This is a genomic window from Arthrobacter sp. Hor0625 (genome assembly GCF_052567525.1).
In genome coordinates, this window is record NZ_CP199586.1 from 441,961 (window position 1) to 463,337 (window position 21,377).

Sequence of the window (21,377 nt, forward strand, 5' to 3'; positions counted from 1 at the left end):
CCGGACAACAAGGACTGACACAATGAACGCGCTCAAGAAGCTCTTTGGCGGCAATACCCGCCAATTCGGCATGATCTTCGCCCTGGTTGCACTGATTATCTTCTTCCAGATCGCCACAGGGGGTAACACCCTCACCCCGGGCAACGTGATCAACCTCTTCAACGGCAACTCTTACATCCTGATCCTCGCGATCGGCATGGTGCTGGTCATTATCGCCGGCCACATCGACCTCTCCGTCGGCTCCGTGGCGGCGTTCGTGGGCGTCAGCGTCGCGCTGATGATTCAGGACTGGGGCATTCCCTGGTATCTCGGCATCCTGTTCGGCCTGCTGCTCGGCGCCGTCATCGGCGCCTGGCAGGGCTTCTGGACCGCCTATGTCGGGATCCCGGCCTTCATCGTGACTCTCGCCGGCATGCTCCTCTTCCGCGGCTTCAACCAGTTCGTCGGCAAGTCGAACACCATTCCGGTCCCCGCCGACTTCCAGTACATCGGATCCGGCTACCTGCCGGAGTTCGGCCCCGTCACCGGCTACAACAACCTGACCCTGCTGCTCGGCCTGGCCGGGGTGGCCTTCGTGATCGTCGGCGAGCTCCGTTCCCGCCGCAAGGCCAAGGAACTGGGCGCCGAGGTTCCCGAGACCTGGGTGACTGCCACCAAGCTGGTCCTGATCTGCGGCGCCATCCTCTACGCCACATACCTGTTCGCCACCGGCCGCCCCGGCACCTCGTTCCCGATCCCGGGCCTGATCCTGGCCGTCCTGGTCCTGGTCTACGGCTTCATCTCCTCCAAGACCATCATCGGCCGCCACGTCTACGCCGTCGGCGGCAACCGCCACGCGGCCGAGCTCTCCGGCGTGCAGTCCAAGAAGGTCAACTTCCTGGTGATGATGAACATGTCGATCCTGGCCGGTCTGGCCGGCATGATCTTCGTCGGCCGTTCCACTGCTTCGGGCCCGTTCGACGGCGTCGGCTGGGAACTGGACGCGATCGCGGCGGTCTTCATCGGCGGCGCCGCGGTGACCGGCGGCGTCGGAACCGTGATCGGCTCGATCGTCGGCGGCCTCGTGATGGCCGTGCTCAACAACGGCCTGCAGCTGCTCGGCGTCGGCGCCGACCTGACCCAGATCATCAAGGGCCTGGTGCTCCTGATCGCCGTCGCCTTCGACGTCTACAACAAGTCCCAGGGCAAGCGGTCGATCATCGGCATGATGATGAAGAACTTCGGCCGCAGCAGCGAAAACAAGCCCGACGAGACGACGGCGACCAAAGAGGTCATTGCCAAGGAGTCCTGACCGCTCCGCGGTGCCAGGGTCCCCTGAGGCTCCCCACTCCATCTTTCTCCGAACACCATCTATAGAAAGTGAACCAAGCAATGCAAATGATTGGTAAAGCAGGAAAGGCAGCAGCAATCGCTGCTATTGCGGCACTGGCGCTGACAGCCTGCGGCCGTTCCGACAGCGGCACTTCCGGCGGCGCGAGCGGCGGCGGCGAGGCGTTCCCCAAGGACTCCTCGATCGGCGTCGCGCTCCCCCAGAAGACCAGTGAAAACTGGGTGCTGGCAGAGAAGCTGTTCAACGACGGCCTCAAGGGCGCCGGCTTCAAGGCTGACGTGCAGTTCGCCAACGGCGGCGTCTCGGAACAGCAGAACCAGATCAGCGCCATGGTCACCAAGGGTGCCAAGGTCATCATCGTCGGCGCTATCGACGGCGCCCAGCTGGGCACCCAGCTCAAGCAGGCCAAGGACGCCGGCGCGACCATCATCGCGTACGACCGTCTGCTGCTGAACACCCCGAATGTTGACTACTACGTCGCCTATGACAACTTCAAGGTCGGCGAGCTGCAGGGCCAGGCCCTGCTGGACGGCATGAAGGCCAAGAAGCCCGAAGGCCCGTACAACATCGAGCTGTTCGCCGGGTCCCCCGACGACGCTAACGCCAAGGTCTTCTTCGACGGCGCCATGAAGGTGCTGCAGCCGAAGATCGACGACGGCACCCTCGTGGTCAAGTCCGGCCAGAAGTCCTTCGAACAGGCCGTCACCCAGGGCTGGAAGGCAGAGAACGCCCAGCGTCGTGCCGACACCCTGCTGGCTGGCAGCTACGGCAGCGCACCCCTCGACGGCGTGCTGTCCCCGAACGACACCCTGGCCCGCGCGGTCCTGACCTCGGTCAAGGCTGCCGGCAAGCCGCTGCCCGTCATCACCGGCCAGGACTCCGAGGTTGAGTCCGTCAAGTCGATCATGGCCGGCGAGCAGTACTCCACCATCAACAAGGACACCCGCAAGCTCGTTGAGCACGCGATCACCATGGTCAAGGACATCCAGGCCGGCAAGACGCCTGAGATCAACGACGACAAGTCCTACAACAACAAGGTCAAGACCGTTCCGGCCTACCTGCTGGAGCCGGTCATCGTGACCAAGGAGAACGTCAAGACCGCTTACGTCGACGATCCGGTACTCGGACCGCTGACCAAGTAGCCTTCGCGCTTCACTAGGGCTCCGGTCCTCCCGCCTGAACTTGTTCTCGCGGGAGGGCCGGAGCCCTTTTTTGCGTTGTTCCCGCGCGCAGTTCTTTGCGCCGGACCGGTTTTCGGCGGCGGTTCCGGAATTCCGCGGCGGTTTCGGACGACGGCGGCCCGGGCCCGGGGTGCGACGGTCCGGAACCGCAGCCCCGATCCGGAAACCCAGCGCCGGTCCGGACTTCCGCAGCGGGTTCGTCGTTCCCGCGGCGGCTCCAGATTTCCGCGCCGGTCTGGTTTCCGCGGCGGGTCCGGATTTCCGCGGCGGTTTCGGACGACGGCGGGCCGGGCCCGGGGCGCGCCGGTCCGGAAGCGCCGCCCTGGTCCGGAACCGCAGCCCCGGTCCGGAAACCCGGCGCCGGTCCGGAAGCGTAGCGGAAAGGCTCGACGGCGGCGGCCCGGGTGAGAGGATGGCAGCATGAGTACCCCCATCGCCAGACCCTGGCTGTCCAGCCAACCCGACCAGGATCCACGGACGGCCACCGGCACCAGGCTGCGGTGGGGCGTGATCGCGACCGGGGGCATCGCCGCGGCCGTGACCCGGGACCTTGAGTTGCTGCCGGACGCGCAGCTGTACGCGGTCAGCTCCCGCACCCAGGCGGCGGCCGACGCTTTCGCCGCCGATTACGGTTTTAGCCGGGCCTACGGCGACCTCGGCGGCGCCGCCGGCTATGAGCGGTTGCTGGCCGACGACGCCGTCGACGTCGTCTACGTCGCCACCCCGCACGGCCAGCACCATGCGATTGCGCGCGCGGCCCTGCTCGCCGGCAAGCACGTCCTGTGCGAGAAGGCCCTCACGGTCAACGCCAGGGAAGCCGCCGACCTCGTGGCGCTGGCCCGGGACAAGGGCCTGTTCCTGATGGAAGCCATGTGGAGCCGGTTCCTACCCAGCATGCAGCGGGCCTTTGAGATCGCTGCCTCCGGTGAGCTCGGGGAGGTCAAATGGGTGGGCGCCGACCTGGGCTTCCCGGCCCCCTACTCCCCCACCTCCCGGCTCTGGGCCCCGAAGGACGGCGGCGGCGCGCTGCTCGACATCACCATCTACCCCCTGCTGTGGGCGCTCGGCACGCTCGGATTCCCGCAGACCGTCAGCGCCACCGGCTCGATCAACGACGACGGCGTGGACGCCCAGAATGCCCTCACCCTGGGCTACCACCACGGTGCCCAGGCGCAGCTGACGTCCTCGCTGCTGGCGCACGGCCCCCGGACCGCCACCGTGGCCGGCAGCGCGGGGTTCCTGCAGAGCGTGGGCTCGATCAACAACCCCAAGGAGCTCGTGGTGCGGATCGGCTTCGACGAGCCGCGCACCGAGCAGTTCAACGTGGTCGGCCGGGGCTACTGCTACGAACTGCGCGAGGTCACCCGCTGCATCCAGCAGGGCCTCACCGAAAGCCCGGTGATGCCGCTGGAAGACTCCCTGGACACCATGCGGCTGTTCGACGGCGTCCGTGCCCAGCTGGGCGTGAGCTACCCGAACGACGTGCACTGACCGTGCGCCGCCCGCCAGCTTTTTAACCCCGGATTTCGGGGCCGGAGGGGGACGGTAAGCCGCACACTCTGGACTCACCACGGCCTGCGGACGTACCCTGTAGGCCAATCGTCGAAGTCTTTCGGGGAGGTGTGTTGCGCATGGAATCTGCAACCGTCTCTCCCCGTGTGCGCGGCCTTCTTCGACGCGGCCTGCTGGCCCTCGGGGCCGGCGTGGCGTGGCTGGCACTCTCCGCGGCCGGCGCCAGCGCCGACGAAGCCAGGGTGGTCCAGACGATCCCGTCCGCCACCGTCGCGGAGGCAGGACTCTCTGGCACAGGGATATCTGCCACTGGAATAGCTGGCGTCGGAACGTACGCCGTCGGGCCGTCGGTGGGAACCATGATCCAACTGCCCCGGGCGGACGACCCGGTGGGATCCGGAGGCGCCGTTCCGGAGGCCCCGGCAACCGTTGTTCCGGCGCCTGCCCTTCCTGCCCCCGATCCGTACCCGGATGCGCTGCTTCCCTCAGCCCCGCCGCAACCCGCCCCGGCACCGGTCCCCGCCCCGGCACCGGTTCCCGCCCCGGCACCGGCTCCCGACCCGGCTGCTGTCCCTGTTCCCGAGCCCGCGCCGCTGCTGCCACCGGCCCCCGTGCCGGTGCAGTCCGTGGAACTGGAACCGGTCGTGGCTGTGACCGTTCCTCTTCCCCTCATCCCGACGGCGACTGTCCCGGCACCCGGCCCGGTCCCCGTCACCACCACGTCGTCCGACCCGGCGCCATCCGACCCCGCGCCGTCGTCCGTTCCGGAGCCGGCAGTTCCGGCTGAGCCTGCGGGCGAGGCCGACGACCCTGAAGTGCTTCCGCCGGCTACCGACGCGCCCGGTCCCGGCGACGCTGTCCCGCCGGCCACCGACGTCGATCCGGCGCCCCCGGCCCCCGACCCCGCACCGCCCGTTACCGGCCCGGCTCCGGGCACGGATACCGTTCCGGGGACCGGTTCTGTTGCTTTCCCAGGCCCTGCGCCGCAGGCCCCGGCAGGCGGAGCCTTGCCCGGAACAGTCCCGCCCGCGGTCCCGACGCCGGTCCTGCCCCCGGCGCCCCCGGCGTCGTCGGGTGCGATCCAGGCAAGCCGCGGCACCGCCGCCGGAACGCCCGCCCCCGGCGCTGCCGCGTCCTCGACGGCGGGCCGCGCCCCGGCGGGTCAAGCGGCGGCCGCGGTCCAGGTTCACGCGGCGGCCCTGCTGTCCGGCCCTGCCGTTCCTGGATACATGCCAGCCGCGGCCGCACCTTCCCCGGGTGCCTTCGCCCCCGAGCTGTTCAATTCCACGCCCCCGCCCCAGGTCTCCGGAAGCACGCCGGCCGTTCCGGCCACGGCTCCGGTGCGCGGCGGTTCGGGCGGGGCGGGCGGGCCGGCCGCACCCGCGGGCGGCAACGACACCCCCCGGCCACGCGGTGGGGACACGGGCCTGCCAGCACCCAGCGCCCTGCCGCCGAGCTCGGGCTCGGGTTCGGGCAGTGGCTCCGCGGCCAGCGCCCCCTCCGGCGCCGCCTGGGCGCCGACCAATGACTTCTTTATTCCGCTGATGGGTACCGACCCGATCAGCGGACCGCTGCAGCTCGTCCATTCCGCTGTATCTGCGGACCCCGGCTCCTCTCCTGATTAGCAGGGCCGTCCTCTGCCACTTTGCTGTGCAGAGCACGGTCCTTCGGGCTGCCATCGGCACCCGCTGCCAGTCAATCAGGAGACTTCACCATGGACACCCCCGTTCGCCCCCCGCGCTCCGGCCCGGCGACGTCACCCGGAACCTTCGCCCCGGCAGCCTTGACTGCCCGCCGCATCCCTGCGCGCCGTGCCACACCCGTCCGGCGCCCCGCCCCGCCGAGGGCCGCGCCCGCGGAACGGCCGCCGTAACGCGCGGCCGCTCCGTCCAGGTCCAATTACCGCCGGAGCGAAGTCGTTGGGTCCGCTGGGGGATTCAACGGCTCCGCCGGCTCCGGCGCCCGCCCACCCGTCCGACCGAAAGGCGGTCAACCACTTCATCAGCACTTAGCACGGGGCACTCCATGCGGGAAGCGGATACCCATGCCCGTATTATTCTCTAGGGGGCGCCGACCACGGCGCCGAAAAAAGATGGGGAACATCGTGGACGCTTCGCCAAGTGGGGTCACGACCGAGCTCCTGAGCGGCCGCTACCGCCTGGGCGAGGTCATCGGCCGCGGCGGCATGGCCTCGGTGTACTGCGCCCGGGACGAAAACCTCGGCCGGGACGTGGCGCTGAAGCTTTTCGCCCCGCAGTCCGCCGACGCCGACGAACTCAGGCGCCAACAGGCCGAGATCGAGCTTCTGGCCACCCTTAACCACCCGAGCCTGGTGACGCTGTTCGACGCCGGCACCGACACCCGTGTGCCGTCCGAACCGCGACCGTTCCTGACCATGGAGCTGGTGGACGGCCAGGACCTGCGCAGCCGGATCCGGCACAGTCCGGTGCCGCTCGACGAGCTGGCCGTCATCGGCGCGGGGCTGGCCGACGCCCTCGCTTACGTCCATTCCCTGGGCATCATCCACCGTGACATCAAGCCGGCCAACGTCCTGCTGGTGCGGGTCCGGCCCGGTGAGCCGCTGCGGCCAAAACTCACCGACTTCGGGATCGCCCGGATCGTCGACGGAACCAGGCTCACCGCCACCGGAACCATGGTGGGCACCGCCGCCTACCTGAGCCCGGAACAGGCCCGAGGCGCCGACATGGGCCCGGCCAGCGACATTTACTCCCTCGGGCTGGTCCTGCTCGAGTGCATCAAGGGCAGCGTCGAGTACCCGGGCAGCGCGGTGGAGTCCGCCGTCGCCCGCCTGCACCGTGCGCCCGCCATCCCCGACCACGTCCCGGCCGAATGGGCCGCCGTCATCCGGGCCATGACGGCTCTGGACCCGCTGGACCGCCCCGCCGCAGCCGACGTGGAAGCCGCGCTGCGCCAGGCGCTCGTCTCCCCCGACTCGCTGCCGGGCGTCCTCGCCGAGGAACGGACCCGCGTGCTGCCGGCTCCCCCGGCCCGCCCGCCGCGGTCCGCGCCGGCTCCCGGCCTCGACACCGGGCAGGAACCGCTGCGGAACACCGCCCAAAACACCGCCCAGGACCGCGCTCCCGGCGGGACCCCGGCGCCGCACCACCCCGGCGGCCCACGAGGCACGACGGCGGACATGGCCGCGAGCACCGCGGCGGTCACGGCCCCGCGCCGGCCCCGCCGGCACGCCGGCCGGGGCGGGACCACGAGCCAGAGCCGGACCCCAGGCCAGGGCCGGGGGTTTGCCGGGGCAACCAGTCGTGCCGCGGCACGGTTCCGTTCGGCCCGGCGCGGCACGAAAATTGCCCTCGCGCTGACCGTTGTGGCGCTTCTGGCGGCGATCGCCGTCGTCGCGACCCTCGCCGTCCCGCAGCCCGCCCCCGCCGTGCCCTATCCGGCCGTGACCGGTGGACTGGGCGAGCACCTGCAGCAACTCCAGGAGAGCGTCCAGCCATGACCGCCACCATGACCCGCCGCTGGCGCCGGACCCTGGCCAGCGCCGCCCTCAGCGCCGCCCTGGCCGCGGGAAGCCTGTCCGGATGCGCCGCACCCGCACCGGAACTGGACGGGGCCGCGGCGCAACAGCTGCAGGGCCAGGTCCTCGCCGTCACCCGGGCAGCCGCCGCGAACGACACCGCCGGCGCCCTGAAACTGCTCGACGAACTCGGCACCAAGCTCGACGCCGCCGCGGCGGACGGCAAGGTGTCTTTCCGGCGGCACCAAAGCATCAAAACCGCCATCGACGCGGTCCGCGCCGACCTCGCGGCCAAGAAGGCCGCCGCCGACAAGGCGGCCCGCGACGCCGCAGCCAAGAAAGCCGCCGCCGCCAAGGCCGCGGCGGACAAGGCGGCCGCCGAGAAGGCAGCCGCGGAGAAGGCTGCAGCCGACAAGGCGGCGGCCGACCAGGCCGCGGCCCAGGCGGCCGCTGCCGCCGCCGCGGCCGCGGCGGCGGAGTCCAAACCGGCCAAAAAGCCCAAGGGCAAGGACAAGGGTAAGGGCGGGGGCTAAACGCCCCCGCCCTGTTCCGGGTGTTGCTGCTAACTGCCGGCTAAGCCGGCAGCCCGCCTACGCGCCGGTGGCCGGAAACCGGTCCCAGGCCCGGTGCGCGGCGAGGAGCTCCGTCAGCCTGGGCACCACGTCGGCGGGAGCGTCGCCCAGCGCCAGGCCTGCGGCGTCCTCCGGGATGCCTGCGGCGTCGAGGCACCCGGCCGCTGCGCCCCAGCCGCCAATGGCCTTGGCATGCCGGAACAACTCGGTCAGGAGCAGCACCAGGCGCGGATCGACGGCGGATCCGGGCTGGCCCGCCTTCGCGTCCCGGCCGGGCTGCGCGTCGGGCGCCGGCGCCCCGGAGCCCGCCACCAGCACGGCGTCGAACTCGGTGGAGCGCGCGGTGAGGTAGGTACGCTGGACCGTGATGCCGCCGTCGGGCCCGCCGAGGGTGCCGCCCGCGGGGGCGATCACCAGCGGGACAATGCCGGCCGCATCCAAAGCCTCTTGCGCCGCCTGGACCGCGGCCAGATCACTGTCCGCATCCGCGACGATGCCCACGACCCGGCCCGCCACCGGCCAGGTCCCGCCGAGCTGCGAAACCGCCGGGCTTGGCGCCGCGTCGGCCACCTCCTCAGTCGCCTCGGGGGCCGCCATGCCGAGGCCGGCGGCGACCGCGGCGCAGAGTCCGGCGTCGATGTTCGCCAGCGCCTGCAGCTGGCGCTCCCGGATCGCCTGCTCACGGCACTTGCCGAGCTCAAAGGTGTAGGCCTGGATGACGTGGTCCTGCTCCACCGGGGCCAGGCTGCGGAAGAACAGCCGCGCCTGGCTGTAGTGGTCCTCGAAGGACGCCGGGGACTTCCGCTCCTTCACGGCCGCGGCGAGCTCCTCCGGCACGTCGATGAAGGCCCCGACGTCGGCCCCGGCCATGAAGGGGCAGCCGCCGTCGAGGGAGTTCGGGTGGTACGGCGCGGTTCCGCCGTGCACGGCGGTCTGGTGCATGCCGTCGCGCAGCATGTCATTCACCGGCGCGTGCGGCCGGTTGATCGGCAGCTGGCTGAAGTTCGGGCCGCCCAGCCGGGAGATCTGCGTGTCGATGTAGGAGAACAGCCTCACCTGCAGCAGCGGATCGTTAGTGACGTCGATGCCGGGCACCAGGTGGCCGGGATGGAAGGCCACCTGCTCGGTTTCGGCGAAGTAGTTCACCGGGTTGGCGTTCAGTGTCATCAGGCCGATCGGCTGCACCGGGGCGAGCTCCTCGGGGATGAACTTGGTGGGATCCAGCAGGTCGATCCCCTCGAAGAACTCCTCCTCGGTGTCCGGGAAGACCTGCACGCCCAGTTCCCATTCCGGGAACGCGCCGGCCTCGATCGCGTCCGCGAGGTCGCGCCGGTGGAAGTCCGGGTCCATGCCGTTGATCAGCTGCGCCTCTTCCCAGACCAGGGAGTGGACGCCCTGCTTGGGCTTCCAGTGGAATTTCACTAGGCTGGTCCGGCCCTCGGCATTGACGAAGCGGAAGGTGTGGACGCCGAAACCCTCCATGGTGCGGTACGACCGGGGCAACGCCCGGTCCGACATGTTCCACATGGTGTGGGCCTGCGCCTCGGTGTGCAGCGAGACGAAGTCCCAGAAGGTGTCGTGGGCGCTTTGGGCCTGCGGGATCTCGCGGTCCGGGTGGGGTTTTCCGGCGTGGATGATGTCGGGGAACTTGATCCCGTCCTGGATGAAGAAGACCGGGATGTTGTTCCCGACCAGGTCGAAGGTTCCCTCGTCGGTGTAGAACTTCGTGGCGAAGCCGCGGGTGTCCCGGACGGTGTCCGCCGACCCGCGTGAGCCGAGCACGGTGGAGAAGCGGACGAACACGGGGGTTTCGACGTCCTTGGCGAGGAACCCGGCGCGGCTGATGTTCGCGGCCGTGCCGTAGGAGCGGAAGACGCCGTGTGCGCCGGCACCGCGGGCGTGCACGACGCGTTCCGGGATCCGCTCGTGGTCAAAGTGCGTGATCTTCTCGCGCAGGTGGTGGTCCTGCAGCAGCACGGGCCCGCGGCGGCCGGCCTTGAGCGAGTGGTCCGTGTCGGAGAGCCGGAGCCCCTGGGCGGTGGTCAGGTAGGGACCGGACTGGGCGCGCGAGTGGACCGGGGCGCCGGTGGGGGTGCCGGTCGGGGACACCGCCTCCGGACCCTGCTGGTCCGGTTTGGGCGGCAATGGTTCGCGCGGGACCGTGGGTTCTTTGACTTCCGGAGGCTCGACGGTGGCGGCGCCCGGGATGGTGATCTTGTCTTCGCGCATGGGATTTCTCCTTGGGATAGGCAGTCTTGGCCCGGCCGTCCGGGGGCAAGGCGGCCTCCCGGGACCGAAACTAAGCTTGCTTAGCACCCTAGGCGAGATACCGGCGGCGGGCAACCGGGGTCCACCGGCTTTCACTATCCCGGCGTTCGGGCTAGCTTGGTCAGTCAGGCCGGAAACGGTCTGGCGTTTCGCGCCCCGGCGCGAAACGTTGTCCGAGCCGATGTCCGACCTTGTACCGTCCCTGTCCCGTCCGCGATGCGCAGGTCCGCCTGCCGGCCGAAGGAGTAATAGCACGATGGCAACAGTCCAGGAATCCATTGCCGTGAACGTCCCCCTGAGCCAGGCCTACAACCAGTGGACCCAGTTCGAGGACTTCCCGCAGTTCATGAGCGGTGTCGACGCCGTCCGGCAACTCGACGACACCACCGTCCACTTCCAGACCAGCGTCGGCGGGGTCAGACGCGACTATGACGCCCGGATCACCAGCCAGGACCCGGACCGGCAGGTCTCCTGGGAGAGCCTCGATGCCCCGCGCAACGCCGGCACCGTGCGCTTTGCGGAACTCGGCCCGGCGGAGACCAGGGTCGACGTCGAACTCAGCTGGGAGCCGGGATCGGCAACCGAGAAGATCGGCGCCGCCGTGGGCCTGGACTCGCGCCAGGTCGCGGCCGACCTGAAGCGGTTCAAGGACTTCATTGAGGGCCGGGACTTTGAGACCGGTGCATGGCGCGACCGCGTCACCGGCGGGCAGGCCGCCGGGCCGGGCGGCGGCGGCACCGCCGGCGCGTCCGCCGGCACAGCCGACGGCCTGACGCCGGTGTCGGATCCGGCGTACGACGTCGTGGGGGCCGGCGCGCCGGTGAACGCGGACCCGGATCTTGCCACCGAGCCTCCCAGCGAAGCCGGCAGCGCGGACGCGCCGGAGGGCCGTCCGGTCTCCGACCGCTGACCCGCCGGGCCCGACGGCGGCGCTCCCCTGCCGCCGTCGTCGCCCCGCCGCCGCTGCCCCGCACCGCGGGGCCTTAACCAACGAACGCCGCACCGGGAGATCCCGGTGCGGCGTTCGCGTTGCCCAGGCTAGCCCAGCAGGGACAGCACTTCGCTGAACTTGGCCGAGGGGCGCATCACAGCGGAGGCCTTGGACTCGTCCGGGCGGTAGTAGCCGCCGATGTCGGCCGGGGAGCCCTGGACGGCGAGCAGTTCGCCGGTGATGGTTTCCTCGTTGGCCGACAGTGCCTCGGAGACGGCCGTGAAGGCCTTGGCCAGCTCGGCGTCGTCGCTCTGGCGGGCCAGTTCGTCGGCCCAGAACTTGGCCAGGTAGAAGTGGCTGCCGCGGTTGTCCAGCTCGCCGGCCTTGCGCTTCGGGGACTTGTCCTCGAGCAGGAAGGTGCCGGTGGCGCGGTCCAGAGTGTCAGCGAGGACCTGGGCGCGGGCGTTGCCGGTGGAGGTGGCGAGGTGCTCGAAGCTCACGGCGAGGGCCAGGAATTCTCCCAGGCTGTCCCAGCGCAGGTGGTTTTCCTTCAGCAGCTGCTGGACGTGCTTCGGGGCGGATCCGCCGGCGCCGGTCTCGAACAGGCCGCCGCCGTTGATCAGCGGAACGATCGAGAGCATCTTGGCGCTGGTGCCCAGTTCCAGGATCGGGAACAGGTCCGTGAGGTAGTCGCGGAGCACGTTGCCGGTAACCGAAATCGTGTCCTCACCCTTGCGGATCCGCTCCAGGGTGAAGGCCGTGGCCTCCTCCGGGGACATGATTTCGAGCTGCAGGCCCTCGGTGTCGTGGTCCTTGAGGTATTCCTCGACCTTGGCGATCATCCGGGCGTCGTGGGCGCGGGTCTTGTCCAGCCAGAAGACGGCCGGGGTGGCGGAGGCGCGGGCGCGAGTGACGGCGAGCTTGACCCAGTCGCGGATCGGCACGTCCTTGGTCTGGCAGGCACGCCAGATGTCGCCCGGGGAGACCTGGTGTTCGATCAGCACGGCGCCCTCGTCGTCGACCACCTGGACGGTGCCGGCGGACTGGATTTCGAAGGTCTTGTCGTGGCTGCCGTATTCCTCGGCCGCCTGGGCCATCAGGCCTACGTTCGGGACGGTGCCCATAGTGGTCGGATCGTAGGCACCGTTGGCGCGGCAGTCGTCGATGACGACCTGGTAGATGCCGGCGTAGCTGCTGTCCGGGAGGACTGCCAGGGTGTCGGCTTCCTGTCCGTCGCGGCCCCACATGTGGCCGGAGCTGCGGATCATGGCCGGCATGGAGGCGTCCACGATCACGTCGGAGGGGACGTGGAGGTTGGTGATGCCCTTGTCCGAGTCGACCATGGCCAGCTCGGGGCCCTCATTGAGGCCCTTCTGGATCGCCGCTTCGACGTCGCCGCGGATGTCCTCCGGCAGGTCCTCCAAGCCGTTGAGGATGGAGGCGAGGCCGTTGTTCGGGCTCAGTCCGGCCGCGGCGATCTGCTCGCCGTAGGTGGCGAAGAGGTCGGCGAAGTAGGCCTTGACGACGTGGCCGAAGATGATCGGGTCGGAGACCTTCATCATGGTGGCCTTCAGGTGGGCGGAGAAGAGCACGCCCTCTTCCTTGGCGCGGGCGACCTGGGCCTTCAGGAACTCATCGAGGGCAGCGGCGCGCATCACGGTGCCGTCGATGACCTCGCCGGCCAGGACCGGGAATGCGCGCTTGAGGACCTTGACAGTGCCGTCTTCCTTGACCAGCTGGATCTTGAGGTTGGTGTCGGCGGGGATCACCACGGACTTCTCGTTGGAGCGGAAGTCGTCGGCGTCCATGTGCGCGACGTTGGTCTTGGACTCCGGGGTCCAGGCACCCATGCTGTGCGGGTTCTGCCGGGCGTAGTTCTTCACCGACAGCGGCGCACGGCGGTCCGAGTTGCCTTCGCGCAGCACCGGGTTGACGGCGGAGCCCTTGATCTTGTCGTAGCGGGAGCGGATGTCCGTCTCCTCGTCCGAGGCGGGGTTGTCCGGGTAGTCCGGCAGGGCGTAGCCCTGGGCCTGGAGTTCGGCGATGGCGGCCTTCAGCTGCGGCACGGAGGCGCTGATGTTGGGCAGCTTGATGATGTTGGCCTCGGGCGTCTTGGCCAGCTCGCCCAGTTCGGCCAGGGCGTCGTTGATGCGCTGGTCTTCGGTGAGGTAGTCGCCGAAAGCGGCGATGATGCGGCCGGCTAGCGAGATGTCGCGGCTCTCCACTTCCACACCGGCCGTCGAGGCGAACGCTTCGATGATCGGCAAGAACGAATAGGTGGCCAGCATCGGCGCTTCGTCGGTGTGGGTATAGATAATCTTGGCCATTGCTCGGGCGTCTCCCTGAAAGTCTGCGGATATCCGGAAATCTTGTGTTATCTCAACGGCTCTAACTTACCCGAGGTGGCCGCCCCGGCGCCTATCCGGGACTTCCGCCGGCCGCTGTGCGACGTCGCGGCATGCCCGGGGACATCCATCACGCCTCGTGACAATTTTTGACAAAAGTATTTACACGTTCGTCAATTTGACGTAGTTTCTTTCCATCACGGCGGCCGTTTCGCCGCTCCGCATCTTCCGGTTAGGACACCCATGAGAACACCTAAGACTCTGGTTACCAGCTTCCTTAGCCTGTCGGCCGCCGCGCTCCTGGCGGTCACCGCGGCCGGCGGGGCCACGGCTTCGCCCGCCGCCGCCCAGGGCAAGGGGTCTCCGCAGGTGGCCAGCCAGGCAGTCGACGGCTCCCGGGCCGCCGACTACTGGACCCCCGAGCGCATGAAGGCCGCCCTGCCCGGCGACGTGCTGGCCGACCGTGCCCTGGCCCGCGGGAACAAGTCGCCGGCGGCCGCCGTCGAGAAGGGCGCGAGCACCCAGATCTCGGGCAAGGCGGCCAAGGGTAAGACCACCCTGCACGCCTCGGAGTCGCCGGTGTCCCACATCGGCAAGGTGTTCTTCACAATGGGCGGCAGCAACTACGTCTGCTCCGGAAACTCGGTCAGCTCGACCAACAAGAGCACCGTCTCCACCGCGGGCCACTGCGTCAACGAGGGCCCGGGGGCGTTCGCCACCAACTTCGTCTTCGTCCCGGCCTACCTCAACGGCTCCGCGCCGTACGGGAAGTGGGCGGCCAAGGCCCTCTACACCCCGACCCAGTGGAGCTCGGCCGGCGACATGCAGTACGACACTGGTTTCGCCGTCGTGTCCCCGCTGAACGGCCAGAACCTGTCCGACGTCGTCGGTGCTTCCGGTGTCCAGTTCAATGCCGCCCGCGGTCTGACCTACAAGTCTTACGGCTACCCGGCTGCGTCCCCGTTCGACGGGCAGTCGCTGGTCAGCTGCACCGGCCCGGCGTCCAACGACCCCAACAACCCGCAGTTCAACTCCCAGGGCATCCCCTGCGACATGACCGGCGGCTCCTCGGGCGGCCCCTGGTTCATCGGTACCAGCTCCTCCGGCTACCAGAACTCGATCAACAGCTACGGCTACGGCACCCGCTCCACCGTGATGTACGGACCTTACTGGGGCTCGGTCATCCAGCAGACCTACACCACCGCCGCGGCCTCCTAGGCCCTCCCCGCCCCGGGGATCCTCGGCACTCCCAACGAGGATCTGCTGGTTTCAGAACCCCACCGAAAGAATCCCCACTCCAGAAAGGAAACCCATCCCCGAAGGAACAAGGAACGCGGGGCCGCTGGCCGCCCAACCCCTCGACAGGGCGGCCCAGCGACCCCGCGTTTCCGCGTGTCGGGGGTGGTCCGGCGGGTGGGCCGGCCGCCAGAGTCCCCCGGCCCCGGCCCGGACATGCCCGTCTTGCAGCCCGGCCGCTGTGCATAATCCGTTATGCCCACCCCTCGCACCAAGCACTGAGCAGGTCCGGCGGGGACTAACCCTTATGCCCGCCGCTCGCACCGAAGAATGAGCATGTCCGGTTGGGGCTGCTCCGTTCAGCCGGAGGACAGCCCCGGACACCAAAAAAATGGACACGCCCTCCCGCTAGGGGTGGGCATGTCCATTCTTTTTGTGTCAGCTGCGGCGCGGATCCCCTAGTGGAAGAAGTGCCGGGCGCCGGTGAAGTACATCGTGATGCCGGCCGCGTTGGCCGCGGCGATGACTTCCTCGTCCCGGACGGAGCCGCCGGGCTGAACGACGGCGCGGACGCCGGCGTCGATCAGGATCCCCAGGCCGTCGGCGAACGGGAAGAACGCGTCCGAGGCCGCGACGGCGCCGCGGGCACGCTCCGGAGCCCCGGTCGAATCAGCGTTCGACGCCCCGCCGGTGCCTTCGACGTCGGACTCCACGTTCACACCCAGGGTGTTGGCCCGTTCGACGGCGAGCCGGCAGGAGTCGAGCCGGTTGACCTGGCCCATGCCGATGCCCACGGCTGCGCCGTCGGCGGCGAGCAGGATGGCGTTGGACTTGGCGGCGCGGCACGCCGTCCACGCGAAGGCCAGGTCCGCCAGGGTGCCGGCGTCGGCGGCCTCACCCGCGGCGAGGGTCCAGTTGGCCGGGTTGTCGCCCTCGGCGTCGACCTTGTCCGTGGCCTGGACCAGCATGCCGCCGGAGACCTGGCGGAACTCGGTCGGGTACCGGCCGTAGCCCTCGGGCAGGGTCAGGAGGCGGATGTTCTTCTTCTTGGACAGGATCTCCACCGCTTCGTCCTCGAAGCCGGGGGCGATGACGACCTCGGTGAAGATGCCCGCCACGGTCCGGGCCATGCCGGCGGTGACGGTGCGGTTGGCCGCGATCACGCCGCCGAAGGCGGAGACCGGGTCGCAGGCGTGGGCCTTGGCGTGCGCGTCGGCGATCGGGTCCGCGGCGTCGGCGGACCCGACGGCCACACCGCACGGGTTGGCGTGCTTGATGATCGCGACGGCGGGCTCGGCGAAGTCGAACGCGGCGCGCAGGGCGGCGTCTGCGTCGACGAAGTTGTTGTAGCTCATCGCCTTTCCGTGCAGCTGGTCGGCCTGCGCGATGCCGGCCGGGGCGGCCTTGTCCACGTAGAGGGCGGCCTGCTGGTGCGGGTTTTCGCCGTAGCGCAGCACCTCGGAGCGCTCCAGCGCCAGGCCGGCGTAGGCGGGCCAGTCGATGACGCCGTCGCCGTCCTCGTCGAGGAACTGGCTGGCGGTCCAGGTCGCCACCGCCGTGTCGTAGGAGGCGGTGTGCGCGAACGCCTTGGCGGCCAGCCGGCGTCGGGTCTTCAGGTCAAAGCCGCCGGACGAGGCGGCCTCCACCACGGAACCGTAGGACGCCGGGTCCACGACGATCGCGACGGCGGCGTGGTTCTTTGCGGCCGAGCGCACCATGGCGGGGCCTCCGATGTCGATCTGCTCGACGACGTCGTCCTGCGCGGCGCCCGACTTCACGGTCTCCACGAAGGGGTACAGGTTCACGACGACGAGGTCGAACGGCTCGATCTCCATGTCCTCGAGGGTCTTCATATGGGCCGGGACGCGGCGGTCGGCGAGGATGCCGCCGTGCACGCGCGGGTGCAGGGTCTTGACGCGGCCGTCCAGCATTTCCGGGGAGCCGGTGACTTCCTCGACTTCCTGCACCGGAATGCCCGCGGCGGCGATCTTCTTGGCCGTGGAGCCGGTGGAGACAATCTTGACGCCGGCTGCGTGCAGGCCCTGCGCGAGCTCCTCCAGACCGGTCTTGTCGTAAACCGAGATCAGGGCCCGGCGGATGGGAACACGGTCGATGGATACACGGTCAAGCTGCGTAAAGCTCACAAAAGTCTCCGTCTTATATCGCGGCGCGGCCGCGGGTGGTGGGGATGCGGCCAGTTTATCGCGTCACACCCGCGGTGGTCCCAGCGCCCCGGAGTGTGAAGCATCCCCGCGCGGCCGCCCGGCACGTAGAGTTGCCACAGGAGGCCGAAATGAATACGTACACCACTGTGCCCAGCGGCGAACAGGTGGTCCAGGAGCTGCCGTGGCGGTGGAAGGTCCAAGGCCGGATCTTCCTGATCGGCGGCCTGGGCTTTATGTTCGATGCCTGGGATGTGACGCTCAACGGCATCCTCATTCCGCTGCTGTCCAAGCACTGGTCCCTGACCCCGGCGGACGCCGCCTGGATCGGGACGTCAAACCTGATCGGCATGGCCCTGGGCGCGTTCATCTGGGGCACCATCGCGGACACGATCGGCCGCAAGAAGGCCTTCACCGCCACCCTGCTGATCTTCTCGATCTTCACGGTGCTGGGCGCTTTCTCCCCCGACTTCGGCTGGTTCGTGGTGTTCCGTTTCCTGGCAGGTTTCGGCCTGGGCGGCTGCATCCCGGTGGATTACGCGCTGGTGGGCGAGTTCACGCCCCGCAAACAGCGCGGCAAGGTCCTCACCGCGATGGACGGCTGGTGGCCGATCGGCGCCGCGCTGTGCGGCTTCGTCTCGGCAGGGCTGGTCGCCGCCTTCGCGGACTGGCGGCTGACGATGCTGGTCATGGTGCTGCCCGCGCTGCTGGTGTTCTGGATCCGCCGCAGTGTCCCCGAGTCGCCGCTGTTCCTGATCCGCAAGGGCCGCCGCGAGGAGGCCGCCAGGGTGATCGATGACCTGGTTGCGGCCACCGGCGCCGAGGCCCGCGTGTACAGCCTGCCCGCACCGCAGGATGCTCCCCGGCTTTCCGCCGGCAGCGCGTGGACGCAGCTGCGTGCGCTCTGGCAGTTCGACTGGAAAATTACGACGGCGGCGTGGGCCCTGTTCTTCAGCATCCTCCTGGTCTACTACCTGTCGCTGACCTGGATGCCGCGGATCCTGATCGGGGCCGGCTTTGCCGAGTACAAGGCCTTCCTGACGACGGCGTCTATGGCCGCCGTCGGGCTGCTCGGCGTGGTGATCGCGGCGCTGCTGGTGGAGCGGACCGGCCGGAAATGGATCCTGGCCGTCACCGGGCCACTGTCGGCGCTGACCCTGGTGATCGTCGCCGTCGTCGTCGACATCCCGACGGCGGCCGTGTTCTGGCTGCTGGTGTTCGGCTTTGTGGTCCAGGTGGCCATCCCGGTGCTGTACGCCTACGTCTCGGAGCTGTACCCGACGGAGCTTCGCGGCTCGGGCTTCGGCTGGGCCTCCACGTTTTCCCGGCTGGGCGCCGGCTTCGGGCCGCTGGTCTTCGCCGCGTTCCTGTGGCCGGAGCTCGGGCTGGCGACGTCGTTCGCCCTGGCCGGCGGGCTGGTGCTGGTCTCGGTCCTGTGGATGGCGTTCTTCGCCCCGGAGACCAAACAGCGCCGCCTGGAGTAACGCCGCCGGGGCTTCCTAGGTCCGGTTGCGCCTGGCCGGTCCGGTCCGCCAACCCCCGCCCGGATGCTCTCTCACTTATGGCTGCTTTGAAAGCCTCATAAGCGCCATAAGTGAAAGAGCATCTGCTGCTAGACGCGGGTGAAGGAGCTCAGTTGGGTGTGGTCGCTCCCGCGTGCGACTCGGCAGCGGCGAGGGAGGCCAGTGTGGAAACCAGCAGGCGGCGTTCGACGGTTTTGATCCGGTCGTGCAGCGTCTCTTCGGTGTCGTCGTCGGCCACGGCCACGGCTTCCTGGGCGATGATCGGCCCGGTGTCCACCCCGGCGTCGGCCCAGTGCACCGTGCAGCCGGTGACCTTCACGCCATAGGCCAGGGCATCGCGGACGCCGTGCGCGCCGGGGAAGGCCGGCAACAGGGCCGGGTGGGTGTTGAGGTACCTGCCGCCGAACGCGTCGATGAAGTCCGCGCTGACAATCCGCATGAACCCTGAGGACACGACGACGTCGGGCCGGTAGGCGGCGACGGCGTCGGTGAGGGCGGCGTTCCAGGCGGTCCGGTCCGGGTAGGCCTTGAAGTCCACTACGAAGGTCGGGATGCCGGCGGCCGCGGCGCGCTCCACCCCGTAGGTGCCGGGCCGGTCGGCGCCGACCGCGGCCAGTTCCACGTCGAGCTCGCCGGCCCGGACGGCGTCGATGACGGCCTGGAGGTTGGAGCCGGTGCCGGAGACGAGGACAACGATGCGCATTGCCCTAGCTTAAGGTGCGGCTCGCGTACGCTGGAAAACATGAACTCCCCCCAGGTCCCCGGCGGCAGCCCGCGCCAGCAGAATCCGCGCAGCGAAGCGGCCAAAGCGTCGCTGCTCCGGACGCACAATCTGTTCCGGGCCTTCATCGTGGCCGTCCTCGGGGCGTTCTTCGTGTTCCAGCTGGACGTCAACTACCTCTGGCTCGCCGCCATCCTCACCGCAGCCGGGGTGGCGCTGGGCGTCACGCTCCTGGTGCGCGCCATCAGGCTCAAGGAATCCCGCCTGGTGCTGTTCGGGACCATCTCCGGCCTGGTCGTCTCGGCGGTGATGGTCCTGATGATCCTCGCCTCCACCGTCTTCTTCACCCAGATCCGGGACTACCAGCAGTGCGCCCGGCATGCGCTCACCGAGCAGGCCTCCTCAGCCTGCCGGACGCAGCTGGAAAAGTCGCTGCCCACACAGCTGCGTTAGGCCTGGCAGGCCTCCCGACGCCGGCACGCGCCACGACGCCCACGCCGCCCAGGCCGTTAGCGAGATGACACTTCACGGCAGTGTTTCGTGGAAACATTGCCGTGAAGTGTCATCTCGACGCCCTGGCCGGGGGCGAAGGCAGCACCTGTCCGGGGTCCCGCGGCACCCGCCCGGCGACGCCCGCCCGGTCCTAGTCGGCGTCGGCGGCGGTTTCCAGCTGCACCTCGTGCAGCTTCTGCCGGCGTTCCAGCCAGGGCCCTGCGGCGTAGCCGATCACGACGCCGATACCCGTCTCGACCGCGACGAACAGCGCGGTCCTCAGTGGGTCGGGGCCGATGTCCGTCAGCCGGCCGATGCCCGCGGACCCCCGCGCCAACCACGCCAACCCCGCCGCGAGCAGCCCGGCGACGGCGCCGACCATCGCCCCGAGGACCAGGGTGGAGACGGCGGCGGTGAACCAGCGGGCCTTGACCTTGATGGAGAGCCATTCGTCGAAGTGGTTCTCGCCCTCGCGCAGGAACCACCAGCCTGCCAGGAGGCCGGCGAGCACCGGCACCACGAGCGCCACGAACCCGTAGTCCAGAACCCCGGACGGCAGCGCCGCAAACACCGGGATGGAGGGCAGCGGCCCGACGGCGGTGCCCAGGGCCCCCGCCTGCGACCCGACGCCGAGCGCGACGCCGGCCCCGGAGGTCCAGGCCAGCGCGAAGACGGCAAGGTTGGGAAGGTAACCCAGCTGGGCCAGGGTGAGGGCCGCACCGCCGACCGGACCGGCATCGAGCGCCTCATAGACGGCGATGATGAGGTTCCAGTGGATGATCAGGTCCACAGCGAGCAGGCCCGAGGCCATCGCGAGGCCTGCCATCGCGGCGACGAAGCCGGCCTTGGCGGCGGAGCCGAGGTAGGACCCTGCCCAGCGCGAATGCTGGCTGGTGCGCGAGAGCCATGCGACGGCGTCGACGCCGATCAGCCGGCTCCAGGAACCGGCCTCGCGGCGGGCGCCGATGACCATGCCCAGGGCGAAGGGGATCAGGGGGATGAAGGAGGCGGCCCAGAGGCTGACCCCGACGTCGGAGGTGCGGCAGACGAACCCGGTGGCGAACCCGAAGGCGCCGTACATCAGCCAGGAGCCCAGGAGTGCCTGCCAGAGCTGGTCCGTATAGGACGCCCGGGCCAGCCGGCGGCCGGCCCGCCAGGCGAGCAGGAACGGGATGAGGGTTAGGCCCAGCGGGATCAGCGACAAGACGCCGGATTCGGCCCGGCCCGCGCCGCCGGGGCCGACGGTCTCGAGCAGCAGCGGGACGCCGTGGATCAGCAGCCACGCCTGGCCGGCCAGCCGGGCCAGGAATTCAAAGCCGCCCTCGCCGAACCCTGCCGAGGCCCAGACCGCGATGATCGGGGCTATCACCGCGAGCGCGGAGATCACGGCGGCCTGCGCGGACTCGAGAGCCCCCTGCAGCCACAAGGGCATGGGGAGGCCACGGATTCCGGTCTGATCAGCGCGCAGTTTCATCGTCTTCCATCGTGCCACGGACCGGGGCGGCTGCCGGGTTTCGACAGGCGTTGGCCAGCGGTTTTCACCGGGGCCAGCCGGGCGTCCGGAGGCCCCGCGGCGGCGCTTTTTGGCCCGCCTCGCCGTAAAATTTT

14 protein-coding genes are annotated in these 21,377 nt (G+C 69.6%); 9 read left to right on the top strand and 5 right to left on the bottom strand.

Annotated elements, in window-relative coordinates; all coding sequences use genetic code 11:
- The first annotated feature begins 22 nt into the window (after nt 1-22).
- The 5 genes from mmsB to ACTWLI_RS01990 all read left to right on the top strand — a co-directional run bounded on the left by mmsB (nt 23) and on the right by ACTWLI_RS01990 (nt 8,052).
- Nucleotides 23-1,291, top strand: coding sequence for a multiple monosaccharide ABC transporter permease (gene mmsB, locus ACTWLI_RS01970; protein WP_445155038.1), 1,269 nt, complete (start codon nt 23-25; stop codon nt 1,289-1,291).
- A gap of 80 nt (nt 1,292-1,371) precedes the next feature.
- Nucleotides 1,372-2,472, top strand: a complete 1,101-nt coding sequence (locus tag ACTWLI_RS01975) for a substrate-binding domain-containing protein (RefSeq protein ID WP_445155039.1) — start codon at nt 1,372-1,374, stop codon at nt 2,470-2,472.
- Between the two features lie 459 nt (nt 2,473-2,931).
- Nucleotides 2,932-4,002, top strand: coding sequence for a Gfo/Idh/MocA family protein (locus tag ACTWLI_RS01980; RefSeq protein ID WP_445155040.1), 1,071 nt, complete (start codon nt 2,932-2,934; stop codon nt 4,000-4,002).
- A 2,122-nt stretch (nt 4,003-6,124) separates the two neighbouring features.
- On the top strand, nt 6,125-7,501 hold the full coding sequence (locus ACTWLI_RS01985) for a serine/threonine-protein kinase (RefSeq protein WP_445156100.1): 1,377 nt from the start codon (nt 6,125-6,127) through the stop codon (nt 7,499-7,501).
- Nucleotides 7,498-8,052, top strand: coding sequence for a mucin-associated surface protein (locus ACTWLI_RS01990; protein WP_445155041.1), 555 nt, complete (start codon nt 7,498-7,500; stop codon nt 8,050-8,052). Before ACTWLI_RS01985 ends, ACTWLI_RS01990 begins: the two co-directional genes overlap by 4 nt.
- A 57-nt stretch (nt 8,053-8,109) precedes the next feature.
- On the opposite strand, the gene ACTWLI_RS01995 is transcribed toward ACTWLI_RS01990, so the two are convergent.
- The gene (locus tag ACTWLI_RS01995) at nt 8,110-10,320 is read right to left on the bottom strand and encodes a catalase (protein WP_445155042.1); all 2,211 of its coding nucleotides are present in this window, start codon (nt 10,318-10,320) and stop codon (nt 8,110-8,112) included.
- Between the two features lie 295 nt (nt 10,321-10,615).
- On the opposite strand from ACTWLI_RS01995, the gene ACTWLI_RS02000 reads away from it, so the two are divergent.
- Nucleotides 10,616-11,269, top strand: a complete 654-nt coding sequence (locus tag ACTWLI_RS02000; protein WP_445155043.1) for an SRPBCC family protein — start codon at nt 10,616-10,618, stop codon at nt 11,267-11,269.
- A gap of 128 nt (nt 11,270-11,397) precedes the next feature.
- On the opposite strand, the gene ACTWLI_RS02005 is transcribed toward ACTWLI_RS02000, so the two are convergent.
- Nucleotides 11,398-13,617, bottom strand: a complete 2,220-nt coding sequence (locus tag ACTWLI_RS02005) for an NADP-dependent isocitrate dehydrogenase (protein ID WP_445155044.1) — start codon at nt 13,615-13,617, stop codon at nt 11,398-11,400.
- Nucleotides 13,618-13,878: 261 nt separating this feature from the next.
- On the opposite strand from ACTWLI_RS02005, the gene ACTWLI_RS02010 reads away from it, so the two are divergent.
- Entirely contained in the window at nt 13,879-14,853 is a 975-nt protein-coding gene (locus ACTWLI_RS02010; protein WP_445155045.1) for a trypsin-like serine peptidase, read from the top strand.
- A 476-nt stretch (nt 14,854-15,329) separates the two neighbouring features.
- Here ACTWLI_RS02010 and purH read toward each other — a convergent pair whose 3' ends face one another.
- Complete coding sequence (gene purH / locus ACTWLI_RS02015) at nt 15,330-17,015, bottom strand: bifunctional phosphoribosylaminoimidazolecarboxamide formyltransferase/IMP cyclohydrolase (protein WP_445155046.1); 1,686 nt, start codon at nt 17,013-17,015, stop codon at nt 15,330-15,332.
- A 149-nt stretch (nt 17,016-17,164) separates the two neighbouring features.
- Here purH and ACTWLI_RS02020 point away from each other — a divergent pair, with 149 nt between their 5' ends.
- Complete coding sequence (locus ACTWLI_RS02020; protein ID WP_445155047.1) at nt 17,165-18,517, top strand: MFS transporter; 1,353 nt, start codon at nt 17,165-17,167, stop codon at nt 18,515-18,517.
- A 148-nt stretch (nt 18,518-18,665) separates the two neighbouring features.
- On the opposite strand, the gene purN is transcribed toward ACTWLI_RS02020, so the two are convergent.
- The gene (gene purN, locus ACTWLI_RS02025; RefSeq protein ID WP_445155048.1) at nt 18,666-19,259 is read right to left on the bottom strand and encodes a phosphoribosylglycinamide formyltransferase; all 594 of its coding nucleotides are present in this window, start codon (nt 19,257-19,259) and stop codon (nt 18,666-18,668) included.
- Nucleotides 19,260-19,298: 39 nt separating this feature from the next.
- Here purN and ACTWLI_RS02030 point away from each other — a divergent pair, with 39 nt between their 5' ends.
- Nucleotides 19,299-19,730 carry a hypothetical protein gene (locus ACTWLI_RS02030; protein WP_445155049.1) on the top strand — a complete coding sequence of 144 codons (432 nt, stop codon included), beginning with the start codon at nt 19,299-19,301 and terminating at the stop codon, nt 19,728-19,730.
- A 190-nt stretch (nt 19,731-19,920) separates the two neighbouring features.
- On the opposite strand, the gene ACTWLI_RS02035 is transcribed toward ACTWLI_RS02030, so the two are convergent.
- Entirely contained in the window at nt 19,921-21,243 is a 1,323-nt protein-coding gene (locus ACTWLI_RS02035; RefSeq protein ID WP_445155050.1) for a cell division protein PerM, read from the bottom strand.
- Between the last annotated feature and the right edge of the window lie 134 nt (nt 21,244-21,377).